General features: G+C 38.2%; 13 protein-coding genes and 1 tRNA gene. 11 read left to right on the forward strand and 3 right to left on the reverse strand.

The annotated features are described in order from the left end of the window. Positions 1-56: 56 nt before the first annotated feature. Together M472_RS37050 and M472_RS37055 are read left to right on the forward strand one after the other, a co-directional pair. A tRNA-Lys gene (locus tag M472_RS37050) sits at positions 57-129 on the forward strand. A 155-nt stretch (positions 130-284) separates the two neighbouring features. Continuing rightward, positions 285-2,999, forward strand: a complete 2,715-nt coding sequence (locus M472_RS37055) for a hypothetical protein (protein ID WP_031301852.1) — start codon at positions 285-287, stop codon at positions 2,997-2,999. 49 nt (positions 3,000-3,048) lie between these two features. Here M472_RS37055 and M472_RS37060 read toward each other — a convergent pair whose 3' ends face one another. Next, positions 3,049-3,633 carry an RNA polymerase sigma-70 factor gene (locus M472_RS37060; RefSeq protein WP_021071032.1) on the reverse strand — a complete coding sequence of 195 codons (585 nt, stop codon included), beginning with the start codon at positions 3,631-3,633 and terminating at the stop codon, positions 3,049-3,051. A 164-nt stretch (positions 3,634-3,797) separates the two neighbouring features. Here M472_RS37060 and M472_RS0122915 point away from each other — a divergent pair, with 164 nt between their 5' ends. The 4 genes from M472_RS0122915 (at position 3,798) to M472_RS0122920 (ending at position 11,375) form a co-directional block, all read left to right on the forward strand. Then, positions 3,798-4,967, forward strand: coding sequence for a FecR family protein (locus M472_RS0122915; RefSeq protein ID WP_158499922.1), 1,170 nt, complete (start codon positions 3,798-3,800; stop codon positions 4,965-4,967). A gap of 171 nt (positions 4,968-5,138) precedes the next feature. Beyond that, positions 5,139-8,528 carry a TonB-dependent receptor gene (locus M472_RS37065; RefSeq protein WP_037458774.1) on the forward strand — a complete coding sequence of 1,130 codons (3,390 nt, stop codon included), beginning with the start codon at positions 5,139-5,141 and terminating at the stop codon, positions 8,526-8,528. A gap of 4 nt (positions 8,529-8,532) precedes the next feature. Continuing rightward, the gene (locus tag M472_RS37070) at positions 8,533-10,377 is read left to right on the forward strand and encodes a RagB/SusD family nutrient uptake outer membrane protein (protein WP_021071035.1); all 1,845 of its coding nucleotides are present in this window, start codon (positions 8,533-8,535) and stop codon (positions 10,375-10,377) included. Positions 10,378-10,439: 62 nt separating this feature from the next. Further along, on the forward strand, positions 10,440-11,375 hold the full coding sequence (locus M472_RS0122920; RefSeq protein WP_021071036.1) for a GDSL-type esterase/lipase family protein: 936 nt from the start codon (positions 10,440-10,442) through the stop codon (positions 11,373-11,375). Between the two features lie 72 nt (positions 11,376-11,447). Here the strand turns inward: M472_RS0122920 and M472_RS37075 are convergent, their stop codons facing one another. Next, complete coding sequence (locus tag M472_RS37075; RefSeq protein WP_021071037.1) at positions 11,448-12,779, reverse strand: metal-dependent hydrolase family protein; 1,332 nt, start codon at positions 12,777-12,779, stop codon at positions 11,448-11,450. Between the two features lie 177 nt (positions 12,780-12,956). Here M472_RS37075 and M472_RS37080 point away from each other — a divergent pair, with 177 nt between their 5' ends. From M472_RS37080 to M472_RS37100, 5 genes are all read left to right on the forward strand, one after another. After that, positions 12,957-13,661: an SMUG2 DNA glycosylase family protein gene (locus M472_RS37080; protein ID WP_021071038.1), complete on the forward strand. Its 705-nt coding sequence runs from the start codon at positions 12,957-12,959 to the stop codon at positions 13,659-13,661. Positions 13,662-13,732: 71 nt separating this feature from the next. Continuing rightward, positions 13,733-14,797, forward strand: a complete 1,065-nt coding sequence (locus M472_RS37085; RefSeq protein WP_021071039.1) for a PLP-dependent aminotransferase family protein — start codon at positions 13,733-13,735, stop codon at positions 14,795-14,797. A gap of 204 nt (positions 14,798-15,001) precedes the next feature. After that, positions 15,002-15,295 (forward strand): HU family DNA-binding protein, encoded by a 294-nt coding sequence (locus M472_RS37090; RefSeq protein WP_021071040.1) that lies wholly within the window; start codon positions 15,002-15,004, stop codon positions 15,293-15,295. Positions 15,296-15,309: 14 nt separating this feature from the next. After that, on the forward strand, positions 15,310-16,149 hold the full coding sequence (locus tag M472_RS37095; protein ID WP_021071041.1) for a tetratricopeptide repeat protein: 840 nt from the start codon (positions 15,310-15,312) through the stop codon (positions 16,147-16,149). 354 nt (positions 16,150-16,503) lie between these two features. After that, a complete protein-coding gene (locus M472_RS37100) occupies positions 16,504-18,057 on the forward strand; it encodes an Rne/Rng family ribonuclease (protein ID WP_021071042.1) in 1,554 nt (517 codons plus the stop codon). Positions 18,058-18,130: 73 nt separating this feature from the next. Here M472_RS37100 and M472_RS37105 read toward each other — a convergent pair whose 3' ends face one another. Next, positions 18,131-18,565 (reverse strand): RrF2 family transcriptional regulator, encoded by a 435-nt coding sequence (locus M472_RS37105; protein ID WP_021071043.1) that lies wholly within the window; start codon positions 18,563-18,565, stop codon positions 18,131-18,133. Positions 18,566-18,569 lie beyond the last annotated feature (4 nt).

An 18,569-nucleotide genomic window follows, 5' to 3' on the forward strand; every position in this document is an offset into this window, starting at 1 on the left:
AGAATAATTAAAAAAATATTGACATTTTAAAATGCAGAACTTACATTTGTCCTATTGACTTCGTAGCTCAGTTGGTAGAGCAACAGACTCTTAATCTGTGGGTCCTGAGTTCGAGCCTCAGCGGGGTCACTTCATAATTAAACACTTACAGGAATGTAGGTGTTTTTTTGTTTAAATTGAAACGTTTCTTTTTAATAGAATTCTATTTTTTATGTGTGTCTTTTTGAATAATGGGTACTTCATTATTAACGTGAACAATAAATAGAATTATGGACATACAAACTATGAATAAGTTATTAGCGATATTGCTATTGCTAATAGTATCTTTTAGAGCCGAGAGTCAACAGGGTAAAGCGAATATGGATACATATACATTTCATGTTGATCAAATGCGGCTGGATAACAGAAATGTTGATATTATTGAAAGAGAAAGAATAGCTAGCAGGAAAGGTGTTTTCCTCCGAGAAGGAATAAAAAAGACAGATAGAGAGGCAGATGTGTTTATTGATTTGAGTGAGGTTAAGCCGGGTCGGTATGTTGTGACTACGCAGGCATATAGTAATGAAATAGGAGATAAAGTATTGGCAGAAGCCAAGACAAAATTTGAGTCCCTGTTCGTGACCATTCAATTCGAGAACCAAAGCAAAACAAAGCGAGTCATATTTGCTCCTTGGGAATTGGATAAGCAGCCCTCCAAACAAGCGTCAGGTAAGTTCAATGTTGGAGGAGATAGTAGAAATGTTAAACTATGGTTACCTGAAGGTGTGATTTTGGAAAGTATCACTCTAAGAACTTATGTGCCGCCCGTGGTTCCTCAGTCAGCTGAAAATTATCAACCCAAGGTATTGCCTCCCAAGTCCAGGCCTAGGTTGTGGGTAAATTCAGAATCGCTAACTCTTGTGAAGGAAAGGTTAGAACAAGGAGAAAATAAGGCAAAATGGGAAAGAGTAAGAGCTGAGGCGATTAAGACTTACGATTTTAAGATAGTATCATCTGGAGAAATATCTTTTGATGAAAAATTAGAAAAAGCTGCGGAAGCAAAAGCTTTCTACTTCCTTATGACTGGTGATGAGAAGGTTGGTCGAGAGGCGGTGGAATTAATGAAGAACTATATTTCACATGTCGAGTTCGGAAATTTGTTAGATATAACCCGAGAGATTGGTCGAACGATATATATAAGTTCATTGGTGTACGACTGGTGTTATACAATCATCAAAGAAGAGGAACGGGCTATATTCGTACAGAATTTGATGAGATTGTCGGATGACATGGAAATCGGTTGGCCTCCATTTTTACAGAGTGTTATTAATGGGCATGGCAACGAGGCACAGGTCTGTCGGGACCTCCTATCAATGAGTATCGCTATCTATGATGAGAATCCGGATCCTTATAAGTATATTTCTTACGCTATCTTGGAGCAACTCGTACCCATGAGAAAATTTGAGTATCAATCGCCAAGGCACAATCAGGGGGTGAATTATGGCTCCTATAGGTTTACATGGGATTTACATGCAGCATGGCTTTTTTATCGGATGACAGGAAATGCTGTTTTTGATGATAATATAAAAGACGTCAGCAAGTATTGGCTGTATACAAGGTTGCCGGATGGAGAAATGTTAAGAGATGGTGATGGATTTGGAACATCAACAAATGGAGCTCCCTATTATTGGAAAGCACCTTTATTTACGTTACTAGCATATACATATGCAGATGATCCTGTACTCAAAGCAGATTTCGAGAAGCAGGGAGGGATTTTAGATAATCAAGTGTTATTTCTACTGTTGAATGATCCAAAATTGACTGCCTCAAAAAACAGAGATTCGTTGCCATTGACCATGGATTTCGGACCAGTGTTAGGATCTATGATTGCACGGACAGGATGGGAGATAAATGCTAATAGTAATGATGTGATTGCTGAAATTAAGGGAGGTGGATATCATTTTGGTAATCACCAGCATAGTGATGCTGGGGCTGTTCAATTGTATTATCGTGGTCTGCAGTTTGGTGATTTAGGAGTTTATAGGTTCTATGGTACACCTTATGACTTCAATTTCAATAAGCGGTCTATATCGCATAGTATGATGCTTATTGTAGATCCCACCGAAAACTTTACAAGAGCGAAGGCCAATGATGGGGGAACCAAGTTTAATCAAAGGTTTCCAAAATCACCAGAAGAAGTTCAGAGCGATAGTTGGTTTAGCAACGGGAAGGTCCTGTCTGCAGATTATGGTCCCGAAAAGCTAAAGCCTTATTATAGTTTCTTCTCTGCAGATTTAACAACAGCATACGGAAATGATAAATTAGAAAAATATGTAAGAAGCTTTTGTTTTTTGAACTTGGACAGGCAGGATATTCCTGCATTAATAATTCTTAGCGATAGGATGCGTTCTAGTGATTCGTCATTCAAAAAATACTGGCAAGTTAACGCACTAAATCAACCAGTAATAGATCACGGAAATGTGATACTTACGAATAGTAGGGGGGGGAGGATAGGGAAAACTCATATAAATACCCTTATTCCTTCTTTTTCAGAAAGAGATATCCAAGTTTTGAGCGGAGACTCAGTCCATAATTCTTTTAACTATAAAACAACTCCTCCTCTCTCCCATTTAGCAGAGACAAAAGGCCATCGTATCATACTCAGTCGCAAAGTAGAAAATAAGGAAGACGATTTTCTAACAGTTTTTCAAATGACATCAGAAGGAGCACGACCTATGGCCGTAAAGTATTTTAAGACGGAAGTCAGTTATGTCGTGGTGGTGGAGAATCATATTGTTAGTATGAATAGGCTCGAACATCCTATTGGTAAGGAGTTCGAGATAGAAATACCTAAAGGAAAACACAATCATATTGTTTTAACAGGATTGAAGGGGGGAGGCTGGAATGTGTATTATGAGAATAAAAAAAACAAGTTGATAGATACTAAAGTGGAAGAAGATAAGAATACTTTATATTTTGAAGGTAAAAAAGGAAAGTATATTATCACTCCAGGTTTTTAAAGTGTTGTATTGCAGTGTTTAGTGGGGGCAAAAAACGTCGGCCCGATTATCATTGGTGGAGTCTCTGTACTCCATCAATGATAATTAGATATATGCAAATATCCTTCAATGAAATTCTTAAATGTTTGAGAGCATGGGTAATTTGGTTTTCCACTGTTCTTTTTGAAATACCAAGCTTAGTTGCAATTTCATCATTTGACAAAAAATACTTTCTGCTTAATAAGAATATTTCTTTACAACGTTTAGGTAGACTATCCAAATAACCATTCACTTCTTTTTCTAAATCTTCGTAGGTGATATTATTGTAGCCTAGGTTAGATACGCTTTTGAACGAGTTGAGGTCTTCTATATTTTCTTTGTAATCAATAGGGATTGCTTTGTTTAATGATATGTGTTTGTAGACCCTGTATCGTGCTGCTGCAGTAATATAATTGTTAAAGGATTTAATCTCCAATGTCTTTCTATTGTTCCATATTGTGATAAAAATGTCATGCGCTATCTGTTCCGAGGTTGCTGATGTTTTTAAATATGAGTAAGCCTTCGCGTATATTCGGGCAGAGTACCTGTTAAAAAGCTGTGAAAATGCCTTCTTGTCATCCAATTTAATTAATTCCCATAATTCTAAGTCGGTCATAAAAAATGTCTATAAAGGATAGGGCGTCCAAAGTACATAAAATATGTAAAAAATAAAAAAACAAAAATAATGTGTGTGCGTGAGTAAATCAGGTACTTTATGGAAGAAGAGGATTAAATATAATGGTGGTGAATTATATTGATCCCAATGTTTACCCTTATGTTATGACGAGAGAAGAATACATTTTGCTATATGAAAGGTATCTAGACGGGAAGTGTTCTGTTGAGGAATTGGAAACCTTAGAAAATTATAAGGACGATTTTTCCATTGATACAATATCTTATTGGCATGCGGAAAAAATGGGAAATGAAGAGGTTTTCAAAAAAAACAGCTTGGTCAAAATAAGACAACAAATAAATATTAATAAAGCAAAGGTAATACGCTTCAGCTGGAAAAAATATGCAGTTGCCTGTGTCGCTTTGCTTGTGTTGTTTTCTATTTCTGTTCGTCTGTATCAAACTGGTAGGGATACGGAAGTGGAACGAACTATAGTAACAACTAAGAGACTAGAAAGGAAAAATGTATTAGCGCCATTGCTTACATTGAGTGACGGAGAACAGATATCGTTAAGTGATTCTACTATAGGGAGTATATATACCGAGGGAGGCGAGCTGATTACTAGACAGGCACACAAGGAATTGGTGTATACAGAGATGTCAGATGAAGTTGGGGCGATGAGGTATAACACCTTGTCTGTACCACAAGGCATGAGCTATAAGGTCGTATTGTCCGATGGGAGCATTGTATGGTTGAATGCAGGGTCTGTGCTAAAATATCCTGTAGTTTTTGCGTCGTCAGAAAGAAAGGTTGAGCTATCGGGAGAAGCGTATTTTGATGTTGAAAGAAACGAATTGAAGCCATTCCGGGTAATTGTTAATGAGAGTGAGGTGGAGGTATTGGGGACAGCTTTTAATGTCAATGGCTATGACAAAGACATCACTAGGACGACCTTGGTCGAAGGTTCTGTTAAGTTGAAAGGGGTACGGTCAAAAGTGATCCTGAAACCAGGACAAATGGGGATTGACACAAAATCTAGCACTATTGAGCTTAAGAAAGTAAATGTAGAATCCGTTATTGATTGGAAAAATGGCTTGTTTACCTTCGATGATGAGAATTTGGAGTCAATTCTTGAAAAAGTTAGTAGATGGTATGGTGTTGAAGTTGAATATGTAGGGAAGGTATCCTCTGATTATTTGTATTATGGTAGACTTGAGCGGACGGTCGCGATAGAAGAAATATTGAAAAGTATAGAACTAACCGGTAAAACTAAGTTTGAAATCATAACAGACAAAGCGTCTGGAAAAGAAAGGAGGATAATCGTAACAACCAAATAAATAAAGCATAAAGTAAAATTTCATTATGTACCAGATGCAGCTAACATCTGGTACAGTAAAATAATGATCTAAAATTTCCTATTATAATTTAAATCATGTCAAATGTACAAAATTCACAAGACTTTCAGGTTTGGGGTAAATCCCTATGGCCTGAAAACAATAATGTTAAGAATGAAGTTGATATTTATTTTTCTTTTATTTGCTCTTTCCCAGATAAAAGCTGAAACCTTTAGTCAGACCGTAGATTTAAGAGTATCTAATTCTTCCTTAAAGGGAGTGATAGCTGAAATACAAAAACAGACAAGGTATAACTTCATGATTAGTTCGGATGTTCTTAAATTGGCTAAGCCGATAAGTCTAAGTCTTAAAAAAGAGTCTATATCTGAAGCATTGGATAGAATCCTGGAGGGACAAGGTCTCTATTATATTATACAGGGAAGAACGATAGTCATAAAAAGCAATAAAGTAAACCCTGTAATAGAATCTAAACAGTCATTTGCGGTCACTGGTACTGTTCTTGACCAAAGAGGAAGGCCATTGAGAGGTGTGAGTATTATGCAGAAGAATGCTGGGAAGGTAACACTGAGTGATGAAAATGGAAAATTCTCACTAACTGTGGACAATGGTAATTCTATTATCGTGTTTAGCTTTCTTGGTTTTCAGAAAGAAGAGATTTCTGTTTCGGGTCGAAAAACGATTAATATAATACTTAAGGATCAGGTAAATCATCTCGAGGAAATGGTGGTTATAGGGTACGGTACGCAAACCCGAAAGGATTTGACAGGTTCCGTGGGGACCGTAAAGGTCGAAGAATTGACGTTAGCCCCAACGATTAACTTTATGGATGCAATGGCAGGGAGGGTGGCTGGTGTCCAGATAAAGACAGGAGATGGTCAGCCAGGAGAATTGCCTAATGTAATTATTAGAGGGCCGGGCTCCTTAACTCAAGACCCTTCGCCACTTTATGTGATAGATGGGTTTCCGTTAGAGGATTTTCATTCTTCAAGTATTAATAATGATGATATAGAGTCTATATCCGTATTAAAAGATGCTTCTGCAACAGCGATTTACGGAGCGAGGGCTGCTAATGGTGTTATAGTGATTGAAACAAAGAAGGGCAAAGCAGGAAAGACCGTCGTTACGGTGAATACCAATACAGGATTTCAGCAAATCCGAAAAACTGTCGACGTTATGGATGCTTATGACTTTGTGAAGTATCAAGATGAACTTCGCCCTGAAGTCGCGAAATTTAGATATTTCCAGAATGGTAAAACACTAGATTCTTATAAAGGCGCGCCAGCCGCAGATTGGCAAGATAAAGTATTTCGCGAAGGTATTTTTAATTCTGTCAATATTGCTGCAAGAGGTGGTGACGTCAAGACTCAATTTGCGCTATCGGGTTCGTTGAATACACAAGATGGTATTGTGATTAATACTGGAACTGAAAGAAAGCAAGCTCGGCTCACATTGAACCATTCTTTAAGTAGTAAAATCAAATTTGGAGTAACGACTAATTTTAGTAATACTAAAAACTATGGCGTTCAGACGGCTTTACCAACGACTGATTTTCCTTCTTCGCCATCCAATTATTTGTTTTACAGTGCCTGGGGATACAGGCCGGTGTCAGGGAGAGATGACCTGGATTTAACGTTGGATGATGTTTCCAATCCGGATGATCCCAATACTCGGAGGGTAAATCCTGTCGCGCTAGCAAAAAACTCTCATCAACATGCTACTATAAATGCTAATTCTATAAATGCCCACCTGACTTATACATTTAATAGAAGTCTCTTCTTTAAGACGACAGTAAATACTGCGAAAACAACACGGTTGTACGAAAATTTTTATAACTCCAAGACTCCTCGTGGACTTCCTATCCCTCAAAATAACCGGGGAGTGCAAGCTGATTTAACGAATATGGAAACAGACGTGTGGTCTAATGAAAATACATTAAACTACAATAAGTTATTCATTAAGAAGCACAAGGTAGACGCGTTGGTCGGATTTTCTTCCCAAAAAACAAAAAGTAATCTTTATGGAATCCTAGTCCAAGATATTCCCAACGAAGAACTTGGCATGTCAGGAATAGAAGAGGGTACGGAATACGATAGTAAGTCGGCAAGGTCAGATTTTACAATAGCCTCTTTCTTTGGAAGGCTAAATTACAATTATCTATCCAAATATTATTTTACGGCAACATTTAGAGCAGATGGGACATCAAAATTTGCTCCTCAAAATAGATGGGCTTATTTTCCCTCAGCGGCAGTTTCTTGGAACATTAAAGAAGAAAGCTTTTTAAAGAACGTTTCTTTTATTTCTAATTCTAAACTGAGAGCAAGTGTCGGATTGACGGGGAATAATAGGGTAAGTGAGTTTGGTTATTTGCCTAGTTACTCGTTACCTATGTATGCTGCCTATTCATTTGGAAATGGAATACCGTCCAAAGGGATAGTCCCCAACGAATTAGGTAATGATGGTCTTAAGTGGGAAAAATCAGAGCAGATAGACTTGGGGTATGATCTAGGGCTTTTTAACAATAAGATAGAGCTTACTGTTGATTTGTATAAAAAGACGACAAGAGACCTGATCTTGCGAGCCGATCTCCCTTTGATTTTAGGCTATCAGAGCGTTTATCAGAATGTTGGAGAGCTAGAAAACAAGGGGCTTGAAATAAGCCTAACTACTGCAAATTATAAAGTAGGAGAGTTTTCATGGAATTCAAATTTTAACATTAGCTTCAACCGAAATAAGATATTAGCGTTGGCGAGAAATCAAGAAAGAATGACCAACAACATTCTCTTTAATGCCAATTATAACGAACATTTGTTTATTTCTAAAATAGGAGAACCTGCAGGGCAACTCTTTGGATACGAATGGTTAGGGAATTATCAATATACCGATTTTGATGAAGTGACTGCTAATGAGTATGTCCTTAAGGCAGGTGTACCTTACTATGGCAATGATAAATCATTTATTAAACCTGGTGATATTAAGTACGCTGATTTAAATGGATACGGTTACGTTAACGACAAAGACAGAACTGTTATAGGTAACCCACAGCCTAAGCATATCGGAGGGTTTACCAACAATTTTGCCTATAAGAATTTTGATTTAAGTGTTTTTCTTCAATGGGTTTATGGTAATAAGATATACAATGCTAATAGGTTAGTGCTAGAGGGAAATGGGCTAGGTGTGACAGATTTGAACCAATACGCAACGTATGTTGATCGATGGACTCCAGAAAACCAAAATAATAAACTGTTTAGGACTTGGGGACAGGGGCCTATGGGATTCCATTCAACGAGAGTGGTAGAGGATGGTTCATTTTTACGATTGAAAACGGTATCGTTGGGATATAGATTTTTACCAAAAGTGATTAACAAGTTGTATCTAGCAGATTTAAGATTGTTTGTCTCAGGGCAAAATTTACTTACATGGACCAATTATAGCGGTTTTGATCCAGAAGTGGCCGTGCGAAATACGGTATTGACCTCAGGGCTGGACTACTCTGCGTACCCACAGGCGAGAACATTTGTTTTTGGTATAAACGCTAAATTTTAAGATTATGAAGAAGATTTTTTGTACTACAATACTATCTATATTGTTATTAGTCCTAGGCGGCTGTGAAAAGTTTTTAGATACCAAACCTCAGGATTTTTTATCTAATTCAAATTACTTCAAGACTGAGGACCATTTGAACTCCTTTTTGAATGGAGTTTACGATGTGTTAGGTTCGACACGCTTGTATGGTTCCCAACTATTAATATTGCAGAATACCCAGGCAGATGAAGGGTTTTATTTTGGAGCGCTACCTGTTGGGTTGGAAACTTATTCGTTTACAGAGGGGTATAATCTTTTGGAGAATTTCTGGGGGACATTATACAATGGAGTGTTAAGAGCAAACGTGTTATTGGCCAATGTGAATAATAACGAAGCGATTGACCAGAGATTTAGAGATAGAATAAGAGGCGAAGCTCTTTTCTTGAGAGCGTACTATTATTTTATGTTGGTTCAGAATTTTGAAAATGTGCCTTTGATATTAGAACCTACCAAAGATGCTGAAACTATCGATATCCCTGCTAGCTCGGCTAAAGATATTTATGAAAAAATATTGGCAGATATGAAAGAGGCTGAGGCCTTGGTCGATCCTATTCAAACTATTGGAAATGCGGGGAGGGTTAGTAAGTCTGCGGTTCGGGGGATTTTGGCTAGGGTTTGTTTACATATGTCTGGCAAGCCTGTAGGGGCCGATAAATACGAGGAGGCTAGATTTTGGGCAAAGCAGGTTATTGATGATGCTTCGGCGGGGCATGAGCTTAATAACGATTACCGAGATATCTTTATCAGATATGCGAGAGATGAGTATGATCTTAAAGAAAGTATTTGGGAGGTTGAGTTTTGGGGGAACAATTCAGATGGTCGATTGGAAGCTGGGTATGTGGGCTCATTTCTCGGAATTAGAAATCAAAGTACAATAAATGGTATTGGCTATTCTTTTGGTAGAATATCTGTGACAGCAAATTTGTATCGGTCGTATTCGATATATGATTTAAGAAGAGATTGGAATATAGCACCATTTACATATAATACAACAACAGGAGCGAAAGTCCCTGCTGTGATATTTCCTACCCCTGCACAACAATATTTAAGATCTTCGGCTAAATATAGAAGGGAATATGAAGTTGTTAAGCCTCAATCTACCCAACCGACACCTATTAATTTTCCCTTGTTAAGATTTGCTGATGTGTTGCTGATGTATGCTGAAGCTGATGCACATATAAACGGTGGGGTTCCCACGGCGCAATCAATTGACTATGTTAACCAGGTGAGAAGAAGAGGGTATGGCAAGTTTCTAAATGGAAAAGGGAATGTGTCTGAAAGTATCAAGGAAATTAATGTTATCAATGGAGGATCGGGTTATAATACAGGCTCGAAAATCAGTATTGTAAATGGCGGAGGGGTATCTGCAACAGCGACTTTGACAGTTGTGAACGGCGTTATAAAGTCAGTCATTATTACAAATCCAGGAGAAAAATATACAACGTTACCAACGATAACCTTTTCCGGGAGCGGTTCCGGAGCGGTTCTTACACCAGTTTTAACTCAGATTGAAGATGCTGATCTGGAGTTGGAACAAACCTCGAATAAAGACAGTTTCATGAAGGCTCTTCAGGAGGAGCGTTCTAGAGAATTGTGTTTTGAAGCATTGAGAAGACATGACTTGATCAGATGGGGAATACTATTGAAAAACATGAAGATTATACTTGGTCAAATGAATTCTGAGCTTCCCAATATTACGTACCAGAATGCGAGCTTTCTAAATATTACGGACAAACATGTTGTTTATCCTGTCCCATTACGTGAGTTCCAACTGAATAGAGCCCTTGAACAACATCCGTTGTGGAGGTAATGCTTGAATATAGAAAATATTAATTTTTAAAATATAACATTATGAAACATTAAATAATCGTATTGCTAAGCTTTTTTTTATTGGCTTTTATCGTACGTGGTCAAGCGCAGCAAAAACAGTCTTTAAATTACTATTCAGATGTCGTGTTGAACAAAATAGAAGCGACATTGGACCAAAGAAACAGTATTAAAAGTATACGGTCGGAGCTGGATTTAAAACTATCCGATATTAAAAATAATGTTGGTTTAAGTGTAGATGAAATAGCAGCTAAAAACAAACAAGTATACAATGAAGCTTTTTTAAAATATAATGCAGTGCTTTCAGATGAACAAAAGTCTATGGTCAAAAAACTGCTTTTCGAGGTTCAGTTAGAGAATGTCAGAAACGGACACGGCACATTTCATGAAAGTGATCATTTTAAAAAGAGAATGGAATTGTTTAAAACAGATCCTCTGCCCAAGAAAGCAATCATTTTTTTAGGTAATAGTATAACAGAACAGGGAAACTGGAAGAGTTTATTTCCTGATAAGGCGGTTTATAACAGAGGCATTGGTGGAGACAATACATTTGGTGTATTGGCTAGGCTCGATGAGATCATTGAGAGTAAGCCTGAGAAAATATTCTTAATGATAGGAATAAATGATTTAGGAAGTCGTCAATGGGATAACACCTTGATTCTAGAAAATTATAATAAGATTGTGGATAAGATTAGAAAAGGTACACCAAAGACACGTTTATATATTCAATCGATACTTCCATTGAATGACAGTTTATTAAAAGGAGCTAGTTATAGAAATAAAGCGGATACTATAATGAAACTGAATAATGAGCTACAGCTTATAGGGGATAGTAAGTGTGCCGGTTTTATAGATCTATATAGCCTTTTTCATCATGGAGACAATATCCTTGATAGTAAGTATACTAGAGATGGTATTCATCTGTTACCCGATGGATACAGTGTTTGGATGGAGTTTCTAAAAAAGAACAAGTATTTATAGACTGGAGTATTTGATATAAAAAAGGTTTCTCTAATTAAGGAGAGACCTTTTTTATATGGTGTTTAAAAGAAGTTACTTCTTCAGCGTATTCTTGTATATTTTCCCGTCTTTTATAATGACAACAAAGTTTTTAGAAGGATTAGCTATCAATTTTAGATCCTTTAATGGGTCTCCATTCACCAATAAGATGTCAGCCAGTGCGCCTTCCTCAATTATCCCCAGTTTGCCTGGGTAAGGGCTTCTGAGTCCTGAAAGCTGTAATAGTTCGGCGTTATCCTGTGTTACCATTTTTAAGATTTCAGCATTGGTAAACCACTTCTGTAGCCGCAAAATAAAATCGTTTTGTTTTTCGTTAAGCTCAGGTTCAAAAAGGAAATCTGTTCCCCATGCTAGTTTAACATTATGTTTTTTTGCTAGAGGCCATACTTTTTCCTGTCCCTCGATTACGGGCTTGCGTTTTGCTATTCGTTGTGGATCCATGTCCGGTGTGTCGTCTACTAAGTTTTGGAGACTTAACCAAATATCTTTTTCGGCAATGAGTTTTAGTGTTTCTTCGTCCAGCAACTGACCGTGTTCCACACACTTTACACCAGCTTCGATCGCACGTCGGATGGCTCGGGGGGTATAAGCATGTACAGTTACATAGGTTCCCCAATCTTCAGCAGCTTCTACTGCAGCTTTCATTTCATCCAATGTATACTGGGTCACGTCTACAGGGTCGTAAGCGGAAGACGTTCCACCTCCAGCCATCAGTTTTATCTGACTTGCTCCAAACCGTAGATTTTCTCGAACCGCGGTTAGTACCTCATCCCTTCCGTCCGCAATAAAGGTTGCTCCATATCTTTCAGCACGAGATACTACGCCAAAGAAACGGCGTGATTTTTCATCAGGTGTTCTGAAATCTCCATGACCAGCTGTTTGACTGATGGTGGCTCCAGAAGGCCATATTCTAGGGCCAGGTAGTTTGCCTGCGTCAATGGCAGCCTTGAGTGGGAATATAGGGCCTCCAACGTCTCGGATACTGGTAAAACCGCGCATTAACATATTATGGGCAGATTGGCCTATCGTGTTTACGAGGAACTCTTCTGAAAGGTCGTTTGTTACCATTTGGGGCATAGTCAGTGAGCCAAATACCATATGGACATGGGCATCAATCAACCCCGGCATTAGGGTTTTTCCCGCGCCGTTGATTTTTACAACCTCTTTGTCGCTAACCGGAATTGGCGATGTGCTAATCTTTTGGATGATACCGTCATTAATCAATACATGACTGGGTGCGGTAAGAGACTGTGCTTGTTGGTCCAATATTCGGACATTTTCCAATAGAATTTGTTTTTGCTGTGCTCGGACCGAGTAAATAGATACTGCACTTAAAAGTAGAGTGCATAAATAAAATAATCGCATATGCAGATGTTTTTAATGTCTACTAAGATACAAATATAAAGTCCGTTTTGTTTGTTGGGGTGATAAAAAGCTGGTATGCTGGCAAGAGTAGATCGATTAAGAATTAGCGAATTGGATATGTTGGTTGTTAGAGAGGTTTTAATAATTTCCGTAATTTGCCAGTAACAAAAGAGATTTATGGAAAGATGTTTTGCAGATAAGATAATTGAATTTAATAAGGGACTGTGTTATACAGGTAGGCTTCCAGATGGATTTCAGGTTATGAACCCTTATTTAGATAATCCAGAAACCATGGTCGTTATGCAGCAGTTCTATAGAAAATATTATGGTGATACACAGCGAAGGGAATTTATTATAGGGATTAATCCCAGTAGACATGGCGCTGGGGTCACGGGTGTTCCGTTTACCGATACAAAACGATTGTCTAGTGTGTGCGATATTCCCATGGTATCAGCCCATACGCATGAAGTTTCTTCAGTTTTTATGTATGATATGATTAAAGCTTATGGAGGGGCAGACGATTTCTATAACAGATTTTATATTAACTCTCCTTTTCCATTGGCCATCGTACGCGAGGTAAAGCCGGGGACTTGGGTTAACGCGAATTATTATGATGCTCCCCAGTTGTTCAAAGATGTGAAGCGATTTATGTTGTCGTCCTTGAAACAACACGTAAGCATGGGGTTAAAGGTATCCAAGGTCTTTGTCCTAGGCAAGAAAAATGCAAAGTATATCCAAATATTGAACAACGAGGCGAGTTTATTTGGGGAGATCGTCGTTTTAGAACATCCACGATACATTCAGCAGTATAAATCGAAAGAGAAAGATCATTATATAATGAAGTATTTAAATGCTTTTGGAATTGAGGAAGAGGAAAAATAGTGAATCAAAGCTGTATTGATTGTTTTTAGTAGAGCATTTGGATTTATAATAAAATATTTAACTTAGTCCATATGACAGCATTTCAGCAGTTGCATCAACCCACTGGAAGGATAGTAACTAAAGACAAAGAGGAATATTATTTTTTTGGAGGAACAGCCTATTTGGGCTTGTTGGATGATCCCGGCTACATCGAGTTGTACAAACAGGGGATAGATACCTATGGCTTGAACAACGGGACTTCACGTTCCAACAATGTGCAGTTGGGTATATATGATGATGCCGAGATTGTTTTGGCTAAGCGGTTTGGTTTTGCTGCGGTTGGACTGCTTTCTAGTGGCTATTTAGCTGCTCAGGTGGCTGTTCGTACATTGTCGGTACAGAAAGAAGTATTGTATGCTCCTGGTGCGCATCCGGCTTTATGGATAGATGCGATGTTGCCTGATCGACGTTCGTTTGAAGATTGGCGTGACGCCACTATTGCGTATATTAATGCATCAGAGGAGACCAGCTTTTTGATCGTATCTAATACGTTGGATAACTTAGCTCCTTGTTATCATGATTTTGCCCCTTTTGTCGAATTATGTGATTCCAGTAAGCATCTTTTTTTTATTTTGGATGATTCGCACGGCATTGGAGTGGTAAAACGAGATGCTGTATCTGTCGATTTCGGATTGATGGACAGGCACCAAAATGTTGAAGTGGTACTTGTAGCTTCATTGGCAAAAGGGATGGGGACAGATGCAGGGGTTGTAATGGGACGACATGAAGTGATAGAGCAGATAAAAAAACACCCGATATTTAGAGGTGCATCGCCTCCGTCACCAGCTGCAATCTATGCTCTTATCCATGGAGAAAACTTTTATCAAGATGCATTTAATCGACTGCATGATAATCTTGCGTCTTTTACGGGGTTTTTGAAGGAGAATGATAAACTGGCTTTTATTCCCGATTTCCCGGTGTTTACGTCGTTGGATCCTCATTTGTACCGTTATTTTTTACATCAGCATATCCTTATTTCTAGTTTTCCCTATCCCTTGCCTGATAGTCCTTTGTTAAATAGGATTGTAATTTCTGCTTTGCATACAGCAGAAGATTTACATTTTTTAGCAGACAAGTATTTGTTAAAAAGTCAATAAATATTTGAAAATCAGCAAAATAATGGTAGATTTGCGTCCGATTTGAAGCGAGCGCTTTGTGTTGTCTAGGGGTAATCGTTTGAAAATGAAAAAAATATGTTGGAGAAATGATCCAAAATATTTTCAAAGCTCATTTAAAAAAGATAATTTTGCAACCCCAAATGTGGGTTTATGGTGGAATAATATAATTACAGAATAATAGATATGACTAAAGCAGAAATTATTGCAGAAATCTCTAACAAGACGGGCTTAGAGAAGGTTGATGTACAAGAAACGGTTGAAGCGTTTTTCAAAGTTGTTAAAAATGCGATGATTGAAGGAGAAAATGTATACGTTAGAGGATTTGGAAGTTTTGTTGTAAAAAAGAGAGCTGAGAAGACAGCACGTAATATCTCTAAAAATACAGCAATCATTATCCCAGAGCACTACGTGCCAAGCTTCAAGCCAGCAAAAGTTTTTGTGGAGAAAGTGAAAAACGGAAATAAAGTAAAAAATTAATTTAAATTAGTCCCATGCTTAATACCAAACAAATTGTCGTTGTTGCATTAGTCGTTGTACTGATGGGAGGACTATTGGTTCAGCCTATTAAAGGTTTGGTAGACAAGGAAAAGGGAACAAATCAAGCAAATACGGAAGAATCAGCATCTTCAATGTATACATTGAAGAGTGTTTCTGAGATTGCTAAACAGAGTATCAACTCTTCGCTGTCCCAAGATATTTCAGCCATCGAAGCCCACGTAGAGAAAGCTGAAGGTGAACAAAAAATCAAATTACTAGAGCAACTGGTAGTTAAGTGGGACGATGTTGCGAAACCTATTCCTCAAGGATTCATTTATCAGGAGTTAGCACAGTTATCTCCTAAGTTTGAATACTGGTTGAAAGCAGGCGAAGCTTTTCGTGCCGGTTATACCAATCAACAGGATACTGTAATGGCAGCCGAATTGAATCGTTTTGCCATTGAGGCCTATGAGAAGGCAGTAGAGTTGGATGCAAACAGTCTGGCAGCGAAAACAGGACTAGGCGCGGCACTTGTGACAGGGTCTAACAACCCAATGGCAGGTATTGCATTGCTTAGAGAGGTCGTAACTGCAGATCCAAAAAATGTAGAAGCTAATAAAACATTGGGTTTATTCTCCATACGCTCACAACAATTTGATAAAGCTATCGAGCGATTCAAAACGGTTGTGGAAGTAAAACCGGACGCAGAATCCTATTTTTATTTAGCTACAAGCTACGAAAAAATCGGTCTTAAGAACGATGCTATCGCCGCTTATCAGAAAAGCAAAGAGATAGCAGCCGATCCGACCTTATCTCAATATATTGATCGTCAGATAGAAGCATTGAGTAAATAATAATTAACAAAATTCATTAACATTATTTAAAAACATTAAGCTATGCCAAGCGGAAAAAAAAGAAAAAGACACAAAATGGCTACTCACAAACGTAAAAAACGTTTAAGAAAAAATAGACACAAGAAAAAATAGTTCTTGTTGATAGTCTAAGGAGATTTGTCTTCCGAGACGCTATACAATCTATGATAAACTTAGTTGTTTGACCATAGATTGTATTTTTCATTGAAGAACATTCGTTTTTTGTGAATATTAAACAACCATCCTATGATGGCTGTTTTCTTAAACAAATTTATGTTTCATTGGGATGATATAAGATGGTGCGCGAGGTACTGTCGTCCCTAAATTTAGTAGCTGTTGGTAAAGGAATTAATTATCGATTCAACCCCTGAAAATGGGGTGACTATTGCTTTACTACAGGACAAGCAACTTGTAGAACTAAATAAGGAACAGGTAGACAATCATTTTTCGGTAGGCGATATTTATCTAGGCCGAATTAAGAAAATCATGCCTGGATTGAATGCGGCGTTTGTAGATGTAGGCTACGATAAAGACGCATTTTTGCATTACTTAGACTTAGGTCCACAGGTACAATCCTTACTTAAGCTTACGCGAGTAGTAAAGAATGGCAGTTATCAAGAGAATCTGCTTAATAGTCTAAAGCTTGAAAAGGATATCGATAAAGCGGGCAAGATTTCGGAAGTATTAAGCCGAAATGTATTATTGCCTGTACAGATAGCAAAAGAGCCAATATCAACAAAAGGTCCACGGCTGAGCTCGGATTTATCCATCGCAGGACGTTTTGTTGTACTTGTGCCTTTTTCAAGTTCTGTTTCCATTTCCAAGAAAATCAAAGGAAGTGCTGAACGTACACGGCTTAAAAAGATTGTAGAGAGTATCAAACCTGCAAATTTTGGAGTTATCATACGGACAGTTTCTGAAGGGAAAGGAGTTGAAGAACTTCAAAAAGACCTTCTGGATTTGATTTCGAAATGGGAGCTTTTTACCAAGCGCCTTAAAAAAGCTGAACCGCCACAAAAAGTCCTGGGCGAGATGGATAGAGCATCTACCATCTTGAGGGATCTGTTGACTGACGAGTTCACTCATATATATGTGAATGACCCTGTCATATACGAGGAGACAAAGTCCTACGTACAGGAGATTTCGCCAGAGTTGGAAAAAATTGTTAAGCTCTATAAACACAAAGAGCCAATTTTTGATCATTTTGGTGTTGAAAAGCAGATTAAGGCAGCTTTTGGCAAAACGGTCAATTTGCAAGGTGGTGCGTATTTGGTCATTGAACATACCGAAGCATTGCACGTTGTAGACGTTAATAGCGGTAACCGTATTGCAAGTAAAGAAAACCAAGAAGATAATGCGCTTTTGGTAAACAAAGAAGCAGCAAGGGAAATTGCTCGGCAATTGCGATTGCGGGACATGGGAGGTATCGTTGTCATAGACTTTATCGACATGCACAAGCCTCAAAATCGAAAAGAGCTGTATACCTATCTTAAGGAATGTATGGGCGAAGACAGAGCTCGTCATACCATACTTCCACCGAGTAAATTCGGCTTGGTACAAATCACGCGACAACGTGTGCGTCCAGAAATGAGTGTAGTGACTAATGAAAAATGTCCTGCTTGTGATGGTACGGGAGAAATAAGATCGAGTATTGTATTACTCGATGACATTGAGAACAACTTGAGCTTCATACTTGAAGAACAAAATGAAAAGGGGGTTTCCTTGTGTGTACACCCCTATATTGACGCCTACATTAAGTCAGGTTTGATCTCCAAGCGGATCAAGTGGTTTTTCAAATATGGGAAATGGATAAGGGTGAAGCCGGTTCAATCCTATTATTTAACAGAGTTTCACTTCTTCAACTCGAAGGATGAGGAAATCAAGTTATAAAGAGATTAAAAAAAGCTCCTCAATTTTGAGGAGCTTTTTATCTATAGTGGATAATCTGTTGTATTAATATCACTTAGTCTAAGCTCAATTCTTTTTCCTTATTGATCAAGGATGCTATACTCGTATCATTCAGAATCTGAAGCATTGCATTGCGTACATCGATAAATGTATCCCGGATGCCACAGGCATGTTCTTCTGTGCATTCCTCACAAGAGCGGTAGAAGTTAAGGCTGACACAAGGTAAGAGCGCAATGGGACCATCGATAAGACGCATCACTTGCGAAAGATAGATGTCTTCAGGAGCCTTATTCAAGCTGTATCCGCCTCCGGCTCCTTTTTTCGAATAAAGAATACCTGCATTTCGCATCTCTAATAGAATCTGCTCCAAAAACTTTTTTGGGATACGCTCCTCTTCCGCAATTTTGACAATTTGCATCGGCTCGTTGCCATAGTTTCTTCCCAACACCATTAGGGCCTTTATCGCATACTTAGTTTTTTTTGAAATCATAGTC

The sequence above is a fragment of the Sphingobacterium paucimobilis HER1398 genome (genome assembly GCF_000416985.1).
Lineage (GTDB): Bacteria > Bacteroidota > Bacteroidia > Sphingobacteriales > Sphingobacteriaceae > Sphingobacterium > Sphingobacterium paucimobilis.